Source organism: Sinorhizobium fredii USDA 205 (assembly GCF_001461695.1).
Taxonomy (GTDB): domain Bacteria; phylum Pseudomonadota; class Alphaproteobacteria; order Rhizobiales; family Rhizobiaceae; genus Sinorhizobium; species Sinorhizobium fredii.
Map to the genome: position 1 here is coordinate 114,200 of NZ_AUTC01000024.1, position 17,291 is coordinate 131,490.

The 17,291-nt window shown below is 62.1% G+C and carries 15 protein-coding genes and 1 tRNA gene; 8 read left to right on the forward strand and 8 right to left on the reverse strand.

Translation table 11 applies throughout. The annotated features are described in order from the left end of the window. Nucleotides 1-122 precede the first annotated feature (122 nt). From mmsB to chvE, 3 genes are all read right to left on the reverse strand, one after another. A complete protein-coding gene (gene mmsB / locus N181_RS03780) occupies nucleotides 123-1,337 on the reverse strand; it encodes a multiple monosaccharide ABC transporter permease (RefSeq protein ID WP_014329215.1) in 1,215 nt (404 codons plus the stop codon). Further along, nucleotides 1,337-2,872, reverse strand: a complete 1,536-nt coding sequence (mmsA, locus tag N181_RS03785) for a multiple monosaccharide ABC transporter ATP-binding protein (RefSeq protein ID WP_014329216.1) — start codon at nucleotides 2,870-2,872, stop codon at nucleotides 1,337-1,339. The genes mmsB and mmsA overlap by 1 nt, the downstream gene beginning before the upstream one ends. Nucleotides 2,873-3,060: 188 nt before the next feature. After that, nucleotides 3,061-4,128, reverse strand: coding sequence for a multiple monosaccharide ABC transporter substrate-binding protein (chvE, locus tag N181_RS03790; RefSeq protein ID WP_014329217.1), 1,068 nt, complete (start codon nucleotides 4,126-4,128; stop codon nucleotides 3,061-3,063). A 275-nt stretch (nucleotides 4,129-4,403) separates the two neighbouring features. Here chvE and N181_RS03795 point away from each other — a divergent pair, with 275 nt between their 5' ends. Continuing rightward, nucleotides 4,404-5,387 (forward strand): LysR family transcriptional regulator, encoded by a 984-nt coding sequence (locus N181_RS03795; protein ID WP_014329218.1) that lies wholly within the window; start codon nucleotides 4,404-4,406, stop codon nucleotides 5,385-5,387. Nucleotides 5,388-5,486: 99 nt separating this feature from the next. Next, the gene (locus N181_RS03800) at nucleotides 5,487-5,945 is read left to right on the forward strand and encodes a hypothetical protein (protein ID WP_014329219.1); all 459 of its coding nucleotides are present in this window, start codon (nucleotides 5,487-5,489) and stop codon (nucleotides 5,943-5,945) included. 3 nt (nucleotides 5,946-5,948) lie between these two features. Here N181_RS03800 and N181_RS03805 read toward each other — a convergent pair whose 3' ends face one another. Beyond that, entirely contained in the window at nucleotides 5,949-6,179 is a 231-nt protein-coding gene (locus N181_RS03805; RefSeq protein WP_014329220.1) for a hypothetical protein, read from the reverse strand. 411 nt (nucleotides 6,180-6,590) lie between these two features. On the opposite strand from N181_RS03805, the gene iolG reads away from it, so the two are divergent. Beyond that, entirely contained in the window at nucleotides 6,591-7,583 is a 993-nt protein-coding gene (gene iolG, locus N181_RS03810; protein WP_014329221.1) for an inositol 2-dehydrogenase, read from the forward strand. 64 nt (nucleotides 7,584-7,647) lie between these two features. On the opposite strand, the gene N181_RS03815 is transcribed toward iolG, so the two are convergent. Both N181_RS03815 and N181_RS03820 read right to left on the reverse strand, forming a co-directional pair. Further along, nucleotides 7,648-10,002, reverse strand: a complete 2,355-nt coding sequence (locus N181_RS03815) for a bifunctional diguanylate cyclase/phosphodiesterase (RefSeq protein WP_014329222.1) — start codon at nucleotides 10,000-10,002, stop codon at nucleotides 7,648-7,650. A gap of 111 nt (nucleotides 10,003-10,113) precedes the next feature. Next, complete coding sequence (locus N181_RS03820; protein WP_037396015.1) at nucleotides 10,114-11,325, reverse strand: ROK family transcriptional regulator; 1,212 nt, start codon at nucleotides 11,323-11,325, stop codon at nucleotides 10,114-10,116. Nucleotides 11,326-11,566: 241 nt separating this feature from the next. Here N181_RS03820 and xylF point away from each other — a divergent pair, with 241 nt between their 5' ends. The 5 genes from xylF (at nucleotide 11,567) to N181_RS03845 (ending at nucleotide 16,219) form a co-directional block, all read left to right on the forward strand. Then, nucleotides 11,567-12,607, forward strand: coding sequence for a D-xylose ABC transporter substrate-binding protein (gene xylF, locus N181_RS03825; protein ID WP_014329224.1), 1,041 nt, complete (start codon nucleotides 11,567-11,569; stop codon nucleotides 12,605-12,607). Between the two features lie 153 nt (nucleotides 12,608-12,760). Continuing rightward, entirely contained in the window at nucleotides 12,761-14,077 is a 1,317-nt protein-coding gene (locus N181_RS03830; protein WP_037396013.1) for a sugar ABC transporter permease, read from the forward strand. Nucleotides 14,078-14,092: 15 nt separating this feature from the next. Next, nucleotides 14,093-14,878: an ATP-binding cassette domain-containing protein gene (locus N181_RS03835; RefSeq protein ID WP_037396011.1), complete on the forward strand. Its 786-nt coding sequence runs from the start codon at nucleotides 14,093-14,095 to the stop codon at nucleotides 14,876-14,878. Nucleotides 14,879-15,134: 256 nt separating this feature from the next. Further along, nucleotides 15,135-15,211: transfer RNA gene (locus N181_RS03840), tRNA-Arg, on the forward strand. A gap of 252 nt (nucleotides 15,212-15,463) precedes the next feature. Continuing rightward, complete coding sequence (locus N181_RS03845) at nucleotides 15,464-16,219, forward strand: MltR family transcriptional regulator (RefSeq protein ID WP_157783870.1); 756 nt, start codon at nucleotides 15,464-15,466, stop codon at nucleotides 16,217-16,219. A gap of 36 nt (nucleotides 16,220-16,255) precedes the next feature. On the opposite strand, the gene N181_RS03850 is transcribed toward N181_RS03845, so the two are convergent. After that, a complete protein-coding gene (locus N181_RS03850) occupies nucleotides 16,256-16,858 on the reverse strand; it encodes a DUF4238 domain-containing protein (RefSeq protein ID WP_060563243.1) in 603 nt (200 codons plus the stop codon). Further along, nucleotides 16,822-17,103 (reverse strand): DUF4238 domain-containing protein, encoded by a 282-nt coding sequence (locus N181_RS03855; protein WP_210172810.1) that lies wholly within the window; start codon nucleotides 17,101-17,103, stop codon nucleotides 16,822-16,824. Before N181_RS03855 ends, N181_RS03850 begins: the two co-directional genes overlap by 37 nt. Between the last annotated feature and the right edge of the window lie 188 nt (nucleotides 17,104-17,291).

Sequence of the window (17,291 nt, forward strand, 5' to 3'; positions counted from 1 at the left end):
ACATGTGTTTCCATGAGGAAAGACAATGCTCCGCCTCGAGAGTGGCTCGCGCCACCCAGCTATGGCAGCCTCGCCAGCTGCCCATTCATGATGTGGTCAATGGGAGCTGACCGGAAATCCGATCAGCCCTTGCCTTTGTTCTTGTTGTAGACGTCGAAGAACACGGCTGCGAGCAGCACGAGGCCCTTGATGAGCTGCTGGTAGTCGATGCCGATGCCCATGATCGACATGCCGTTGTTCATCACGCCCATGATGAAGGCGCCGATCACCGCACCGGTGATCTTGCCAACGCCGCCCGAGGCCGACGCGCCGCCAATGAAGCAGGCCGCGATGACGTCGAGCTCGAAGCCGACGCCTGCCTTCGGGGTCGCCGAATTCAGCCGCGCCGTGATGATCATGCCGGCAAGCGCCGCGAGCACGCCCATGTTGACGAAGGCATAGAAGGTCAGCCGCTCGGTATTGATGCCGGAGAGCTTGGTGGCCTTCTCGTTGCCGCCCATGGCGTAGACCCGGCGACCGATCGTCGAGCGCGTCGTGATGAAGGTATAGGCGGCGATCAGCACGCCCATGACGATGAGGACGTTCGGCAGGCCGCGATAGGTCGAAAGCTGGAAACCGATGAACAGGGCGACGACGCCGATCACCGCCATCTGGACCGCGAAGAAGACGAACGGCTCGTTCTCGGTACCGTGCTGGTCATTGATGCGACGATTGCGCAGGCCGGCATAGATCGCATATCCGACCAGCGCCAGGACCGCGACGAGCGCCACCATGTTCTTGATGACCTCGGGGCTCGGGTTGAGGAAGTAGAGAAAATCAGGAACGAAGCCGGTCGAGAGAATCTGGAAATCCTTGGGGAACGGCCCGATCGGACGTCCGCCCAGCACGACGTAGGTCAAGCCGCGGAACACCAGCATACCGGCGAGCGTGACGATGAAGGACGGGATCTTCTGATAGGCCACCCAATAGCCCTGCGCCGCCCCCATGATGCCGCCGACGACAAGACAGGCGGGAACGACGACGATGGCCGGCAGACCCCATTTTACCAGCATGATCGCCGAAATCGCCCCGACAAAGGCGACGATCGAGCCGACCGACAGATCGATGTGACCGGCCACGATGATCAGCAGCATGCCGAGCGCCATGATGACGATGAAGGAGTTCTGCAGAACCAGGTTCGTGAGGTTGACCGGTCTGAAGAGGACGCCGCTGGTGACGAACTGGAAGAACAGCATGATGATCACGAGCGCGACCAGGAGGCCGTATTCGCGGATGTTGTTCCTGAGGTAGTCCCCGATCGACGGTTTGGTGGTGTGGGTGCTCGTATCGGCGACCATTAGTGTTTCTCCCCTGAACGCATGATGGCCCGCATGATCGATTCCTGACTCGCTTCCTCCTTGGAAAGCTCCGCCACGATGCGGCCCTCGTTCATGACATAGATGCGATCGCAGGTTCCGAGCAGTTCCGGCATCTCCGACGAGATCATCAGGATGCCTTTGCCCTCGGCTGCGAGCTGGTTGATGATGGTGTAGATCTCATATTTCGCGCCGATGTCGATACCGCGGGTCGGCTCGTCGAGTATGAGGACTTCGGGATTGGTGAACAGCCACTTGGACAACACGACTTTCTGCTGGTTGCCGCCCGAAAGGTTGACCGCCTCCTGATAGATCGAATGCGAACGGATTCGGAGCTTGTTGCGGTAGTCACCCGCGACCTTCCTCTCCTGTCGTTCGTCGATGACGCCATTCGCAGCCACGGCGCTCAAATTGGCGAGCGTCGTGTTCTCCTTGATATTGTTGATCAGCACGAGACCCAGCTGCTTGCGGTCCTCCGTCACATAGGCGAGGCCCGCCTTGATCGCCTTGGGAATCGTGCTGACGTCCACCGGCTGGCCGCGCATCGTCACCTCGCCGGTGATCTTGTGCCCCCACGACTTGCCGAAGATGCTCATCGCCGTCTCGGTGCGGCCGGCGCCCATCAGACCGGCAATGCCGACGACCTCGCCGGCCCGAACCTTGAAGCCGACATCGTGCAGGAACTGCCGGTCGCGGTGATGCTGGTGGAAGACGTTCCAGTTCTTCACCTCGAGCAGCGTATCGCCGATCTTCGGCTCGCGCGGCGGGTAGCGGTCTTCCATCGCCCGACCGACCATGCCCTTGATGATCCGGTCCTCGCTGATGTCTTCCTTGTGACAGTCGAGCGTCTCAACCGTGCCGCCATCGCGCAGGATGGTGATCTGGTCGGCGACCTTCTTAATCTCGTTCAGCTTGTGCGAAATGATGATCGAGGTCATGCCCTGATTGCGGAACTCCATGAGCAGCTTCAAAAGCGCGTCGGAGTCGTTTTCGTTGAGCGAAGCGGTCGGCTCGTCGAGGATCAGCAACCGCACCTTCTTGGAAAGCGCCTTGGCGATTTCCACCAGTTGCTGCTTGCCGACGCCGATGTCGGTGATCAGCGTCGCGGGGGATTCGGTGAGGCCTACCTTCTTGAGCAGCGCCTGCGTCCGGGAGAAGGTCTGCGGCCAATGAATGACGCCCTTGTCGGCGATCTCGTTGCCGAGAAAGATGTTCTCCGCGATCGACAGCAGCGGAACGAGCGCCAGTTCCTGATGGATGATGATGATGCCGAGCTCTTCGCTGTCGGCGATCGTGCCGAAGCGACGCTCCTCGTTATCATAATGGATCTCGCCCTCGTAGGTGCCGGCCGGATAGACGCCGCTCAGCACCTTCATCAAGGTCGACTTGCCGGCGCCGTTTTCGCCGACCAGGGCATGGATCTCGCCTTCGCGGACCTTGAACGAGACGTTGTCCAGCGCCTTGACGCCTGGGAACGTCTTCGTGATGCCCCGCATTTCAAGAATGATGTTGTCCATATTCAGCCATTCCAGCGGCAATCTGCGAGAGACTGCAGGCTTCCTCCCGCTGCATGGCGCCCGGATCGGTCGAGATCCGGGGAGCCGATGAGCAGTTCAAATTATCACAGCGACCATGGTGCGTCTGCAAAGATGCACGTCGCATCAGGCGATAGGGTCCGCGGTTAGCCGCGGACCCTTGAGCCAGATCAGTTGTTGATCTGGTCTTCCGTGTAGTAGCCGGAGCCGACGAGAATGTCCTTGGCGTTGGTCTTGTCGACGGAAACGGGCTTCAGCAGGTAGGAGGGAACGACCTTGACGCCGTTCTCGTAGGTCTTGGTGTCGTTCACTTCCGGCTCCTTGCCGTCCATGATCGAGTTGACCATGCCGACGGTCACCTTGGCGAGCTCACGAGTGTCCTTGAAGACCGTCGAATACTGTTCGTCGGCAAGGATCGACTTGACCGACGGCAGTTCCGCATCCTGACCGGTGACGACCGGCATCGGCATGTCGCCGGAGCCGTAACCGACGCCCTTCAGAGCCGAGATGATGCCGATCGACAGACCGTCATAGGGCGACAGAACGCCATCGACCTTGGCATCGGTGTAGGTGGACGACAGCAGGTTTTCCATGCGGGCCTGGGCAACCGCACCGTCCCAGCGCAGCGTGCCGACCTGGTCCATGCCGGTCTGGCCGGACTTCACGACGATCTTGCCGCTGTCGATCAGCGGCTGCAGGACCGACATAGCACCGTCATAGAAGAAGAAGGCGTTGTTGTCGTCCGGCGAACCGCCGAACAGTTCGACGTTCTTCGGTCCGCTGGCGCTGTCGAGCTTCAGGCCCTGGACGAGCGAGGTCGCCTGCAGCACGCCGACCTGGAAGTTGTCGAAGGTCGCGTAGTAGTTGACATTGCCGGAATCGCGAATCAGGCGGTCATAGGCGATGACCTTGACGCCAGCGTCGGCGGCCTTCTGCAGGATATCGGAGAGCGTCGTGCCGTCGATGGCGGCGATGACCAGAACCTTCGCGCCCTTCGTCACCATGTTCTCGATCTGCGCGAGCTGGTTCGGAATGTCGTCGTCGGCGAACTGCAAGTCCGGCGTGTAGCCGGCTTCCTTGAACAGCTTCTCCATGGTTTCGCCGTCGGAAATCCAGCGGGTCGACGTCTTCGTCGGCATGGAGATGCCGACCGTGCCCTTGTCCTGGGCGAATACCGGCGCAGCGAAAGCTGCGACGGACATAGCCGCGGCTGCGAGAAGCGAAGTAATCAATTTCATCAGATCTCTCCCTGAGTGTTGAAGCCGGCGGCCGGAGCCCCCGTCATATGCGCAGCGATTCACCGGCCCGGAGAGACCATCCCCGGCGGCGTTTCAAGATGAAGGAAGGTCCTCCCTGTCTTAGCATACTCCCGCATGCGCTGACGCACATGGGTGGAAACTGGAATCAATTGCCATAACTGTCAAATACAATATCGCTTTGCATGCATACCAAAATTGATATACGACTGTTAAAGAGTGTGATTTATGAATCTCTTGAATACTGGGGCCGGAAAATGACCCTCGACAGCAAGCCAAGCGTCGCGACACCGGCGGGAGACTCCTTCGACACCGGCCTCTTCCGGTCGGGGCTGAAGATCAACCATCTGCGGCTGATTCTGGCGATCGACGATCATCGCCGCATCAGCGCCGCGGCCGATTCGCTCGGCGTCTCCCAGCCGGCCGCCTCGCGCATGCTCGCCGAAATCGAGGCGATCGTGAAGGCCCCGATCTGCGCGAGGGTGGCCCGCGGTGTCGAACTGACCCGCTACGGCGAAGCTCTCGCCCGCCGGGCACGGACGATCTTTCTCGAACTGCGCGAGGCGGCCCGCGAACTCAGCGAGTTGAAGACGGGAAGTGGCGGCTCGGTGTCGCTCGGCTCCGTCACCGGCCCCGCCCTCAACCTCGCCGTGCCCGCCATCCGCCAGGTTTCGACGGCCTATCCCGGGATCGAGATCAACGTGCAGATCGACAACAGCAACGTCTTGACGCGCGAGCTGCTCGCCGCGCGCCACGACTTCGTGGTCGGTCGTATCCCGGACGACCTCAATCCCCGCCTGTTCAACCTGGTCGAAATCGGTTTCGAGGAGGTCTGCCTGATCGTCCGCGAGGGCCACCCGCTGCTCGACCACGCCTCCGCCAGCGCTGACGACCTGCCGGGCTTTGACTGGGTGTTTCAGCCGCCAGGCACGCTGCTGCGCCGCGCCGTCGAGGACAGCTTCATCTCGGCCGGCGTCCGGCTGCCTTCTACCGTCATCAACACGTCTTCGATCATCCTGACCCTGTCGATCGTCCGCAACACGAATGCCATTGCCCCGGTCGCCCTTGATGTGGCGAAGCTCGTTGCCAGCAATGGCACCCAGGCCGGCGAAATCCGCATCCTGCCGACTGAGTTCCCGATCCGCATCAAGCCCTATGGCCTGATCACCGCCGAAGGCCGGGCTCTCCCCCCGAGCGCGAAACTGCTCTACGACCTGATCCTCAAGCAAAGCCGGACGTGATCAGGCCCGCATAATCCTCGATAGGCATGGTCGGCTTGGCTCGCGCGGACCTTCAGTTGCCGTGCGAATCGTTGCGCGCCGCAGGTCACGGGAGACGCCATGTTCGGCATGTCGGTGTTTCAATCGGTGCTCGAGCGCCTGAAGGCCGAGCAGATCATCGATGAAGACACGCAGCCCCAGGGAGTGGGGGCGGCGTGCGACGGGCTGCAACCGCCGCTCGCCCGTTCGCAACCTTTCCTGGTCGAGACGCCGGCACGGGCGACCGCCACTTTCGGCGCCGTCGAGAGTGCCTATCGCGATTTCGCCGCCGCCGAACAGACCCAAGAACCGCGCGTCATGCCCGACCACCTGCAGCGCACGAGCCTGGCCGATGTCGCCGCCGAGCTTGACCTCGGCGAACGGGAAACCGGGCTGACGCTCGCTGCCAAGCGCCGCCGCTTTGCGGCCGCTAACCATCCCGACCGTCTGCCGCCGGAGTTCCGCGCGAACGCCACCATCCGAATGAAACTCGCCAACATGCTGATCGACGAAGCGTCGCGAAGGCTCTCCGCGCGCTAGCCGCTATTTCGACTGGTCGCCCGCTTCAGTCCGTTTTTCGTCCGGCTGCTTCGGCTTGTAGAAGATCAGGAGAGCCGCTCCGGCATAGGCCGTGACGACGAGAAAGATCGTCGCCCACATCGTCTGGCCGCCGTAGAACTCGACGGCCGTCCACGCCGCGCACAGGGCAACGATAAGCACGCGGATCCACAGGGGCCGATAGAAAGGGTGATCCGGGTCGATGAACTTGAACATGAGCATTGCCTCTGATGAAACTGCGCGGCTTGCTCCCGTCTATCGTATAATCCTCCAAATCGATACGGGCTAAAGGACATAATTGTCCGGCAGTTCTGGGCATTGAGGGAGCGCGCCAGGAAGAGATGCAACGCCGTCGACAGGCGCCGCCACCGACTTGACGCCGGACCGACAAATGGAATAAAAATTCCGAAAATGCGAACCGCGGCCGTTTCATTCCGATTTGGTTGGATATAGGATCGGACGTGACGGCATGGGAGAGAGGCGCCTGGCGCGGGAGGAATCGGCCGCTACCCTCTCATTGATCTGTAAATCCGCGGACGCAATCGCGCCCGCAACGCCTCTGCGCGGTGAGCGTCAATATCATCGCGCACCCACCCGGTCTGGAACCGGAATTCGAGAGAGACGAAGATGACAGTGAGATTTGGTCTTCTGGGCGCCGGACGCATCGGCAAGGTTCACGCGAAAGCCGTCAGCGGCAATCCGGACGCCGTGCTCGTGGCGGTTGCCGATGCCTTTCCGGCCGCCGCTGAAGCAATCGCCAAGGCCTATGGCTGCGAGGTTCGCAGCATCGAGGCGATCGAGGCGGCCTCCGACATCGACGCCGTGGTCATCTGCACGCCGACCGACACGCATGCCGACCTGATCGAGCGTTTTGCCCGGGCCGGCAAGGCCATCTTCTGCGAAAAGCCGATCGATCTCGACGTCGATCGCGTCAAGGCCTGCCTGAAGGTGGTCTCCGAAACCGGGGCGAAGCTGATGGTCGGCTTCAACCGCCGCTTCGACCCGCATTTCATGGCCGTGCGAAAGGCGATCGACGCCGGCACGATTGGCGACGTCGAGATGGTGACGATCACCTCGCGCGATCCGGGCGCCCCGCCGGTCGACTATATCAAGCGGTCGGGCGGCATCTTCCGCGACATGACGATCCACGATTTCGACATGGCGCGCTTCCTGCTCGGCGAGGAGCCGGTTTCAGTGACGGCCACCGCCGCCGTATTGGTCGACAAGGCGATCGGCGCAGCGGGCGACTTCGACAGCGTCTCCGTGATCCTGCAGACGGCATCCGGCAAGCAGGCGGTCATCTCCAACTCGCGTCGCGCCACCTACGGCTACGATCAGCGCATCGAGGTGCATGGCTCGAAGGGCGCCGTCGCGGCCGAGAACCAGCGCCCCGTGTCGATCGAGATCGCCACCGGCGAGGGTTATACGCGCCCGCCGCTGCACGATTTCTTCATGACGCGCTACACCGAAGCCTATGCCAACGAGATCGAGAGCTTCATCGCCGCGATCGAGAAGGGCGCGGAAATCACCCCGTCCGGCAAGGATGGCCTCGCGGCACTCGCCCTTGCCGACGCGGCCGTCCGCTCGGTCGCGGAAAAGCGCCAGATCAGCGTCGCCTGAGGTTTCAGCGATAGTGAATCACAAAGGCCGGGGCTTCCCCGGCCTTTGTCGTTTCCAAGACTGGCTACGCCTCGGCGTGTTGAAGTGCCGGGGCGTCCGACAACGAGTTCGCTCCCGCACTCGGCGCAACACCCGGCCGGCCGGTCAGGAAGCCCTGAATCTGCCGGCAGCCCTCCCCGACGATGATCTGCTTCTGCCGCTCGGTTTCGACGCCCTCGGTCACGACCGGCAGGTCGAGACTGTGGCCAAGGGCGATGATTGCCCGGATGATCGCATGGGCGGCGGGATCCTTGTCGAGCGCCGCCGTGAAGCTGCAGTCGATCTTCAGTTTGTCGAACGGGAAGGTCTGGAGATTGGCGAGCGACGAATGTCCGGTGCCGAAATCGTCCATGACGATCCTGACGCCGAGCAGCCGCAGCCGAACGAGCGCCGCCAGAACGTCTTCCCTGTTGTGCATCAGCGCCGCTTCGGTGAGTTCCAGTTCCAGCCGTCGAGGCTCGAGGCCGGTGCGACGCAGGATGCCGGCAATCTGGTCGAAGAGGCTGGGCACGAGGAACTGAACCGGCGATATGTTGACCGAGACGGGCAGCGGCTCCGTCCAGCGCACCGCTTCGGCGCAAGCCTCTTCCAAAACCCATTCGCCGATCTGGATGATCGAGCCGCTTTCCTCGGCGATCGGAATGAAGACGTTCGGTCCAACGAGGCCGCGCTCCGGATGTCTCCAGCGCAGCAGCGCCTCGTATCCGACCACCCGATCGTCACCGACATCGACGAGCGGCTGGTATTCGAGGAACAGCTGACGCCGGAGGATCGCATGCCGGAGGTCGCTCTCCATCTGCCGGCGCGAGCGCACCGCGTCGTCCATTTCGGCGTCGAAGAAGCAGGCGATTCCCTTGCCCGTCTGCTTGGCGCGGTAGAGCGCCGTATCGGCATTGTTGCAGAGCCGCTCGGCCGTCGTTCCGTCGCAGGGGTAGACGGCCACCCCCATGCTGACGCCGACGGCCATCGGATCGCGGTGCGTATCCATCTCCTCGGCAAAGATCCGGAGGATGCGGTCCGACAATTGCCGCGCCGCCTCCGGCTGGGCCGCGCCGGTCTGCAGGATCGCGAATTCGTCGCCGCCAAGCCGCGCGATCGTGTCGGCATCGCCAGCGGCGGCACGGAGAATATCGGCAACCTTGCGCAGGATGCGGTCACCCTCGGCATGGCCGAAGATGTCGTTGACGGCCTTGAAGCGATCGAGGTCGAGGCAGAAGATTGCGAGCTGTTCGTTCCGCGCGGCGGCGACCGTCAGCGCCTGGCTCAGGCGCCTCTCGAAGGAACTGCGGTTGGAAAGGTCCGTCAGCGCGTCGTGGTGGGCGAGATGCTCGATGGTCCTCTCGGCCTCCTTGCGGGCGCTGAGGTCGCGCACGAAGATCACGTCGGATTGCCGGCCGCGATATTCGATCGTCCTGGAGACGTGTTCGACCGGCACAAGCCGCCCGTCGGCGGCGATGAGCTCGACTTCCGCGGAACCATTGTCGATCTGGCGCTCGCGCCCCTGCGATGACGCGAAGAGTTCCTCCGGCTTTCGGCCGATGAGATCGGCAGCCTTCGCGCCGTAGAGGCCGACGAAACGTTCGTTCGCATCGATGATCCGGCCGTTGCAGACGATCACCATCCCTTCGAGCGAGGCATTGGCGAGGCCCCGGAGGTCGGTGAGGTGTCGATCGATGAAGAGTGCACCCAGTGCCGTGAGGATCAGCGTCGTCGAAGCGACGACGACACCGCCGGCGAGCCAGACGGGATCGAAGGCATCCGTCGCCGCGACACTCGGGTCCGGCACCAGGGTGACGCCGCTCATCGAGGTGAAATGCAGGACGCATATTGCAAGAACGAGCAGCAGCGTCGGAACGATCAGCTTGCGCGCGCCCTCGAGAACCTGAAAGGCATGCAGTGCTAAGGCGGCGATCAGCGGCCCGAAAAGGACCGCGGCGAAGCCCATCTGCGGATCGAAGTCGATTCGCCCCTGCACCTCGACGGCGCGCATGCCCGTTACATGCATGGCGGCGATGCCGAGGCCGAGAAAGATTCCGGCGCCGGGGAAAATGTAGCGGGACGTGCCGACAAGCGCGGTCGCAAAAGCAATCCCGGACGCAACCACCGCAACCAGCGCGGAAAACAATGTGCCCCAGGCATCGTAGGCGATCGGCACGCCGCCATCATAGGCGAGCATCGCGATGAAATGCGTCGACCAGACGCCGACGCCGCAGGCGAAGGCGCAGGCCGCGGTCCACAGGTGCCGCCGCCAGCCTTGGCTGCGCTCGGCGCGCTGCAAGAGGAGCATCGTCGCCGCACTGCCGGCCAGGCAGACGATCGCCGCCACTGCAACCAGGCGCCAGTCGTGGCGATCGCTTATGCACGAAATTACTGAGAACATGGCTGTCTCCCGCCTCGGAAGCAGCTTGGCAAGCAGTCGCTAAATAACTGTAAATTGAGTTAGTACAAAAATTCGCCTCTGGAATGCTTGATGGCGATGCGGTGGTGACCCTCAAGCATGCCCGGCCGCGGTGATGTCGCTGTCGACGGCGCTGAGAGCCCGGTCGAGATGGCCGTCAAAGACAAGCCCCTGCTCGTCGCCGACGACGGTGATCTCCGGCAGGCCTTCGAGCCGCACCTGCAAGGATTGCGCAAGCCCTTCCTCCACGCCCTTGTGGAGCAGATCGAAATAGCGCGTCCCCTGGCCCGTGACGTAGATCGGCACCGCTTCATAGAGGCTGAGCAGACGCGAAATGCCGTTGCCGAGCGCGATGCCGGCCTGGCGGAAGGCGTAGCCGGGCATGCGCTGGCCCTGCCGCGCGCCGGCGGCGATCTTGTCCATTTCGGCAAGCGGCACGAACTTCGCCGGGATCGTGTCGGACGGCACTTCGAAGGCGGCGCGCAGGATGCCGTAGAAACCGGCCGCCGCCTCGATGCAGCCATAAGAGCCACAGCGACAGAGCCCGGCCGACGGTGCGTGCAGCATGTGCCCGAAATTCGGCGCGGAAACGTCGAGCTCGCCCGCCCGCCCCGTTCGGGCAAGACCGAGACCGATGCTGTGACCGAGCGAAATGGCCGCCAGCCCCTTGAAGGTGTCGCCCTTCTCTTCCGCCTTGGCGGCCAGCGCCTGGGCGACGAGCAATGTCTCGTTACTGAGCATGATCCGGGCGCGCCAGTCCTCACCGAGCAGTGTCGCGAAATCGAGCTCTTCGCGGCCGAAGACCGGCGACCAGAGGAGCCGCGCTCCGTCTCCGGCCACCAGCCCCTTGCTGCTGATCGAGACGGCGAGCACCCGTTGCTTGTCGAGGCGCGAGCGTTGCAGCAGGCGCTCGAGCGCCGCGACGAAGACCTGGCCGAAAGCCGCGGTGCCGCTCACGTTTTGGCTGCGCGCCTCCTCGAAGCGATCGAGCAGGACGCCGCCATAATCGGCCAGCGAATATTGAACGATGTCGGAGGAGATGCGCACGACGATCACGTAGCCGCAGTCCCGCCGCGGCGCAAAGAGGACGCGCGGCCGCCCCCTGCCGCCTTGAACATGCTGTTCCGTCTTGGCGATCGTCCCCGACCGCTCCAGTTCCGCCGTGATGACGGAAATGGTCGCCGAGGCGAGGCCGGTCTGCTCGGCGATCTCCGTGTGCGAGAGCGAACCCTTTCGCCGAAGCGCCGAAAGCACCAGTGCACTGTTTTGCTGACGCACGACTTCGGTGCTGGACTTGGTCAGCATTGCACGTTCCCGGCCCTGGCGGATTGTTCGCTCACGTACTCTCTCAAAGCATTTGCCGCATGGCGAAACAAGACGGGACAGGCCTTGTTGACAGCCTTCTAAAACTCTGACATTTATTTTCTCGACTGTCGAGAAAAAAGCCCTGCAGATGCGGCGGCGATGTTTGCGGCAGCAATTCACGGGCTCGTTGGGGATGCGTGCGGGAGGTTCGTACGCGCGGTGAGCCACTTGGGAGGATAGAATGAAATCCGTTTTGAAGCTGATGGCAGGGGCTGCCATCATCGCGTCCATGCATTCCGCAGCGGTCGCCAAGGACCTCGTCATCGGCGTGTCCTGGTCGAACTTCCAGGAAGAGCGCTGGAAGACCGACGAGGCGGCCATCAAGGCAGCGCTCGAGGCCTCCGGCGACAAGTACATTTCCGCTGACGCGCAGTCCTCTGCCGCCAAGCAGCTCACCGACATCGAATCGCTGATCGCCCAGGGCGCCAATGCGCTGATCGTGCTTGCGCAGGACTCCGACGCAATCGCGCCGGCGATCGAAAAGGCCACTGCCGAGGGCATTCCGGTCGTCGGCTACGACCGCCTGATCGAGAACCCGGCCGCCTTCTACATCACCTTCGACAACAAGGAAGTGGGCCGCCTGCAGGCCCGCGAAGTGTTCAAGGCGAAGCCGGAAGGCAATTTCGTCTTCATCAAGGGCTCCTCCTCCGACCCGAATGCCGACTTCCTTTTCGCCGGCCAGATGGAAGTGCTGAAGGAAGCGGTCGACGCCGGCAAGGTCAAGAATGTCGGTGAGGCCTATACAGACGGCTGGAAGCCGGAAAACGCCCAGAAGAACATGGAGCAGTTCCTGACCGCCAACGACAACAAGGTCGATGCGGTCGTCGCCTCGAACGACGGCACCGCCGGCGGCGCGATCGCGGCGCTTTCGGCCCAGGGTCTTGCCGGCTCGGTTCCGGTCTCCGGCCAGGACGGCGACCATGCGGCGCTCAACCGCGTGGCGCTCGGCACGCAGACCGTCTCCGTCTGGAAGGACGCCCGCGATCTCGGCAAGAATGCGGCCGAAATCGCCGCGGCACTCGCCGGCGGCAAGACCATGGATCAGATCGAAGGCGTTGAGACCTTCAACGGTGGCCCGAAGGGCGTCGCCATGAAGTCGGTCTTCCTGACACCGGTGGCGATCACCAAGGACAATCTGAACCTCGTCATCGACGCCGGCTGGATCTCCAAGGACGCCGCCTGCCAGGGCGTGGCTGCCGACTCCGTCGCCGCTTGCAAGTGACGGACGGGCTTTTGCATTGACCTTCAAAACGCCGCAACGTCACCCGTTGCGGCGTTTCCATGAGGGCGGAACGGTTCTGCGCGCGGGTGGTATGATTGCGGCGACGCCTCGTGAGCGACCGGTAACACGTAAAATCAGTGGGGGACGGCGGCCATGGCCGATACGACAACACATACCGCACATTTCAATCGCGCCCGCAGCGCGGAGGAAAGCCCGGTGAAGCGCTTCTTCCGCGCCACCGAAATCGACACGCGCCTGCTCGGCATGGTCGGCGCGATGCTGATCATCTGGATCGGCTTCCATCTCTTGTCCGGCGGTCTGTTCCTGACGGCGCGCAACCTCTGGAACCTGTCGGTGCAGACCGCCTCGATCGCCGTCATGGCGACCGGCATGGTGCTGGTCATCGTCACGCGCAACATCGACCTCTCGGTCGGTTCGATTCTCGGCTTCGTCGGCATGATCATGGGCGTGCTGCAGGCGGAGCTGCTGCCGCAGTTCCTCGGCTTCAACCACCCGGCCACCTGGATCATCACGCTGCTGGCGGGCCTGTTGCTCGGCGCCGGCATCGGCGCCCTGCACGGGGTGATCATCGCCTTCCTGAACGTGCCGTCCTTCATCGTCACGCTCGGCGGGCTGCTCGTCTGGCGCGGCGCCACCTGGTTCGTCACGAGCGGCCGCACCGTCGCACCGATGGACTCGACCTTCCGCCTGATGGGCGGCGGCACCGAGGGATCGATCGGCGCGACGGCGAGCTGGATCGTCGGGCTCATCGCCTGCGTCGCGATCGTCGCCAGCATCATCCATTCGCGCAAGCAGCGCAAACGCTTCGGCTTTCCGCGCCGCCCGATCTGGGCCGAGTATTTCCTGTCGACGGTCGGCTGCGCCCTCGTGCTCGGCGCCGTGGCGGTCGCCAACTACTATCCCTGGCCAACCAACATCGCCCGCAAATACGCCGACGCCAACGGCATCGCCTGGCCGGAGGGAGGCCTGTTCATCGCCCACGGTATCGCCATTCCCGTGCTGATCGCCATCCTGATCGGCATCATCATGACCTTCATCGCCACGCGTCTTCGCTTCGGCCGCTACGTCTTCGCGCTCGGCGGCAACCCGGAAGCGGCCGAGCTTGCCGGCATCAAGACGCGCTGGGTCACCGTCCGGATTTTCGCGCTGATGGGCATGCTCTGCGCCGTCGCCGCGGCGATCTCGACCGCGCGCCTCAATGCTTCCACCAATGCGCAGGGCGAGCTTGACGAGCTTTACACGATTGCCGCGGCCGTCATCGGCGGCACCTCCCTTGCCGGCGGCATGGGAACCATCGCCGGCGCCATGCTCGGCGCGCTCGTCATGCAGTCGCTGCAGTCGGGCATGGTGCTGCTCGGCATCGACAGCCCGCTGCAGCGCATCGTCGTCGGCATGGTGCTCGTCACCGCCGTCTGGCTCGACACCGTCTACCGCGCCCGCGCCAAGTAATCAGGAGTTCGAACAATGACTGAACAACGCACTCCGCTCGTGGAAATGAAGAACATTTCCATCTCCTTCGGCGGCATCCACGCGGTCGACAATGCCTCCGTCGATCTCTACCCCGGCGAGGTCGTGGCGCTGCTCGGCCACAACGGCGCCGGCAAGTCGACGCTGATCAAGATCCTCTCCGGCGCCTACCGGCGCGATGCCGGCGAGATCCTGATCAATGGCGAGGCGGCCGACATCAACAATCCGCGCGACGCCAAGAAATACGGCATCGAGACGATCTACCAGACGCTCGCCGTAGCCGACAATGTCGACGCCGCCGCCAACCTCTATCTCGGCCGGGAACTGCGCACCCCCTGGGGGACGCTCGACGACGTGGCGATGGAGGCGAAGGCCCGCGAGGTGATGGGCCGCCTGAACCCCAACTTCCAGCGCTTCAAGGAGCCGGTGAAGGCGCTCTCCGGCGGCCAGCGGCAATCGGTGGCGATCGCCCGCGCCATCCTCTTCAACGCCCGCATCCTGATCATGGACGAGCCGACGGCCGCTCTTGGGCCCCAGGAGACCGCCCAGGTCGGCGAGCTCATCAAGCAGCTGAAGCGCGAGGGCATCGGCATCTTCCTGATCAGCCACGACATCCACGACGTTTTCGACCTCGCCGACCGCGTCTCAGTGATGAAGAACGGCCAGGTCGTCGGCCACGCCCGCACCGAGGACGTCACCAAGGACGAGGTGCTCGGCATGATCATCATGGGCAAGGTGCCGGCCAAGGCGATCCCCGGCCCCGGCGCCATGCAGATGGCTTGAGGCTGGGCGGTCGACCAAGGCCTGAAGCGAAGGCCCGAACACCGCTGCGGCCTATCCGCTCACGCCTCGATGCCGCATCCCCGGATGCGGCATTTTTCTTGGCGAGCGCCGCACGCCGAGCGATGCGCCGCGACCACAGCCCGCCGGCGGAAAGCGAGGTTCCCCCACAATCTCTTGCGATTGACCATTGAAGCGGCACGCAAGCTAGGCTAAGAACCGCTCACAGCCTGCTTCGGCGGCCCTGCCGCCAACGGATGCACCCGTAGCTCAGCTGGATAGAGTGTTGGATTCCGATTCCAAAGGTCACAGGTTCGAATCCTGTCGGGTGCGCCATCATTACTAAAATACAACAATAAAAGCAGCGCTTAGGTGTTTCAGCGCGGATTTCTACAACACATTCGCAACGCCATTTTGTGCACATGGGCTGGTTGCGAGCGCACTTGTCGAGCGATATTTATTCGGCATGGCAATTTTTCTTCGCGGTGTGACGTATCACTTGCGCAAACGCGTTCCTCTACGATTTCGGTCGATTGAGGTCCGCGAACGCGTGCTCTCTCACTCCATACCTAACCGATGGGTTTGGATGTGAGCAAAAATTCGCCAGTTCAACGAGTGGCCGATGCGCTTTTCAAAGAGGCTATTGCGCGCGCACGACGAGAGGTAGACGCATTACAGTTTGACGTTTCCGATATGCCGGATGTGTTCCATCGACTTACTCGTGAAAGCGAGACGGCGCAGGTCCTGGTTTTCGGATCATACCTAGAGGATCGCATTAGCAGCCTCATCAAGGTCAGAATGCGTCACCTTGAGAGCAAAAACGCTGAAAGCGCTTTGTTCGGTCCGACTGGACCGCTGGCAACATTCGGCGGCAGAACTCTTCTAGCCTACCACCTCGGATGGCTTAGCGCAGACACGAAACAGAAATTGGACTGCTTTCGCAAGATTCGAAATGAATTCGCGCACAGGGCGTTCAAGGCAAGTTTTTCTGACCAGCCGATACAATCTCTCTTCAAGAAAATCGAATACAATCCGGAGCGAATGCTGGATGTAATCAGCGAGGCGTTGGAAGACTTAGATGACAGGCACATCATCATCGCGAACGAAGAACTGACTACCGAAAAAAGGAGCCTGTGCAACTTGGCTTATCTTGCCGAGCACGTATTCCGAGACCTCATCACGCGCCCTATCGCTATCGCCAATCGCGTTCCTGACTTCACGCTTGTAGGCGAATACGACGACGCCCCGAAACTGATCCAAGATTTGTATCGAAACTTGGCCAGATCGCTGATGTTCATCATTCATCGCAAAGGGTCGGAGGTCTTACCAGACGTCGCCACCTGAATTTTTGTTGGCACGAGGGATTCGGACCGGGCGCACTTATCGCGCCGATACCAAGGACTTGATGAGCGCTTCTGAGCGTCCGCCGATCACCGTCGATTCATGGAAAATGGCTGCGTTGAAGCTTCGAAGCCATGTGTCGTCATTTAGCGTGATGACGATCTCCTTCCCCTTTCCGGCAATTACGAAGACCGCTATGTCGGCCGCAATCGGAAGCCATACTTCGACGCCCGGCCTGCCAAAGCGGGTTTGACCCGGCTGCGTGAGTGTGACGACGGGCTTGCTGCCGATGACGAAGGCCTTGTTGGGCTTGCGTATGACTGCGATCCCAATGCCCATGTTGTTCAGGACGGATTGTACGACAGCGCCGGGATCACCCGTGGCTTTCACACGTGCGTTCTTGCGTAGGTTCTTCTTACCGGCATTGGACAGAAAGCGCTCGCGCTCTTCATCCGTGAGTGGCCGAAAACGTTGCTCGAACTCGGCTACAGATTCTGTAAGTAATTCTTCGAACTCGGCATGACTCATCGTCGAGCCGATGGAATCCGGGGTACGCTTCCATTGGTAGTAGAGGAACAGGTCCCAGACCCGCTTTTCCTGAAATGTCAGACCCGGCCCTTTCCCGCGCGCGCAGCGGCGCAAATCTTCTCGATCACGGTGTTTGCTTCACTTTCAAGCTGAGAGAAATAGCTCTCTAACGAAAAGTCCCTGACGCCACCCTCATTCAAAGTGTAGAAATTCGTTTGATAGAAAAGTGTCTCCGGCGTCCCTGATGCGACGCCAATATGCGGTGCCTTCTTGGTGTAGTACCAAAGCCTGCCGCCATTGTCGCAAAATCGCCGTAGCAGCATCTGTGGCACGAAGTGGTGCCGTTTGGGTGTGCTCACGCGTCGTCCCTTCTTGGTCATAGTTACCATTACACTCTGATTCTCGACACGACGGGAAATGTCGGCCAACGTTCCTCCGAAGCCCGTTTGGCTATGCTTACGCAACAACTACGAAGCGCCAAATAAGCCCCAGCCTTGCGCCAACGCGATTTTTCTCCTTCTCCACCTCCCCGCGTCACGCTAATCTG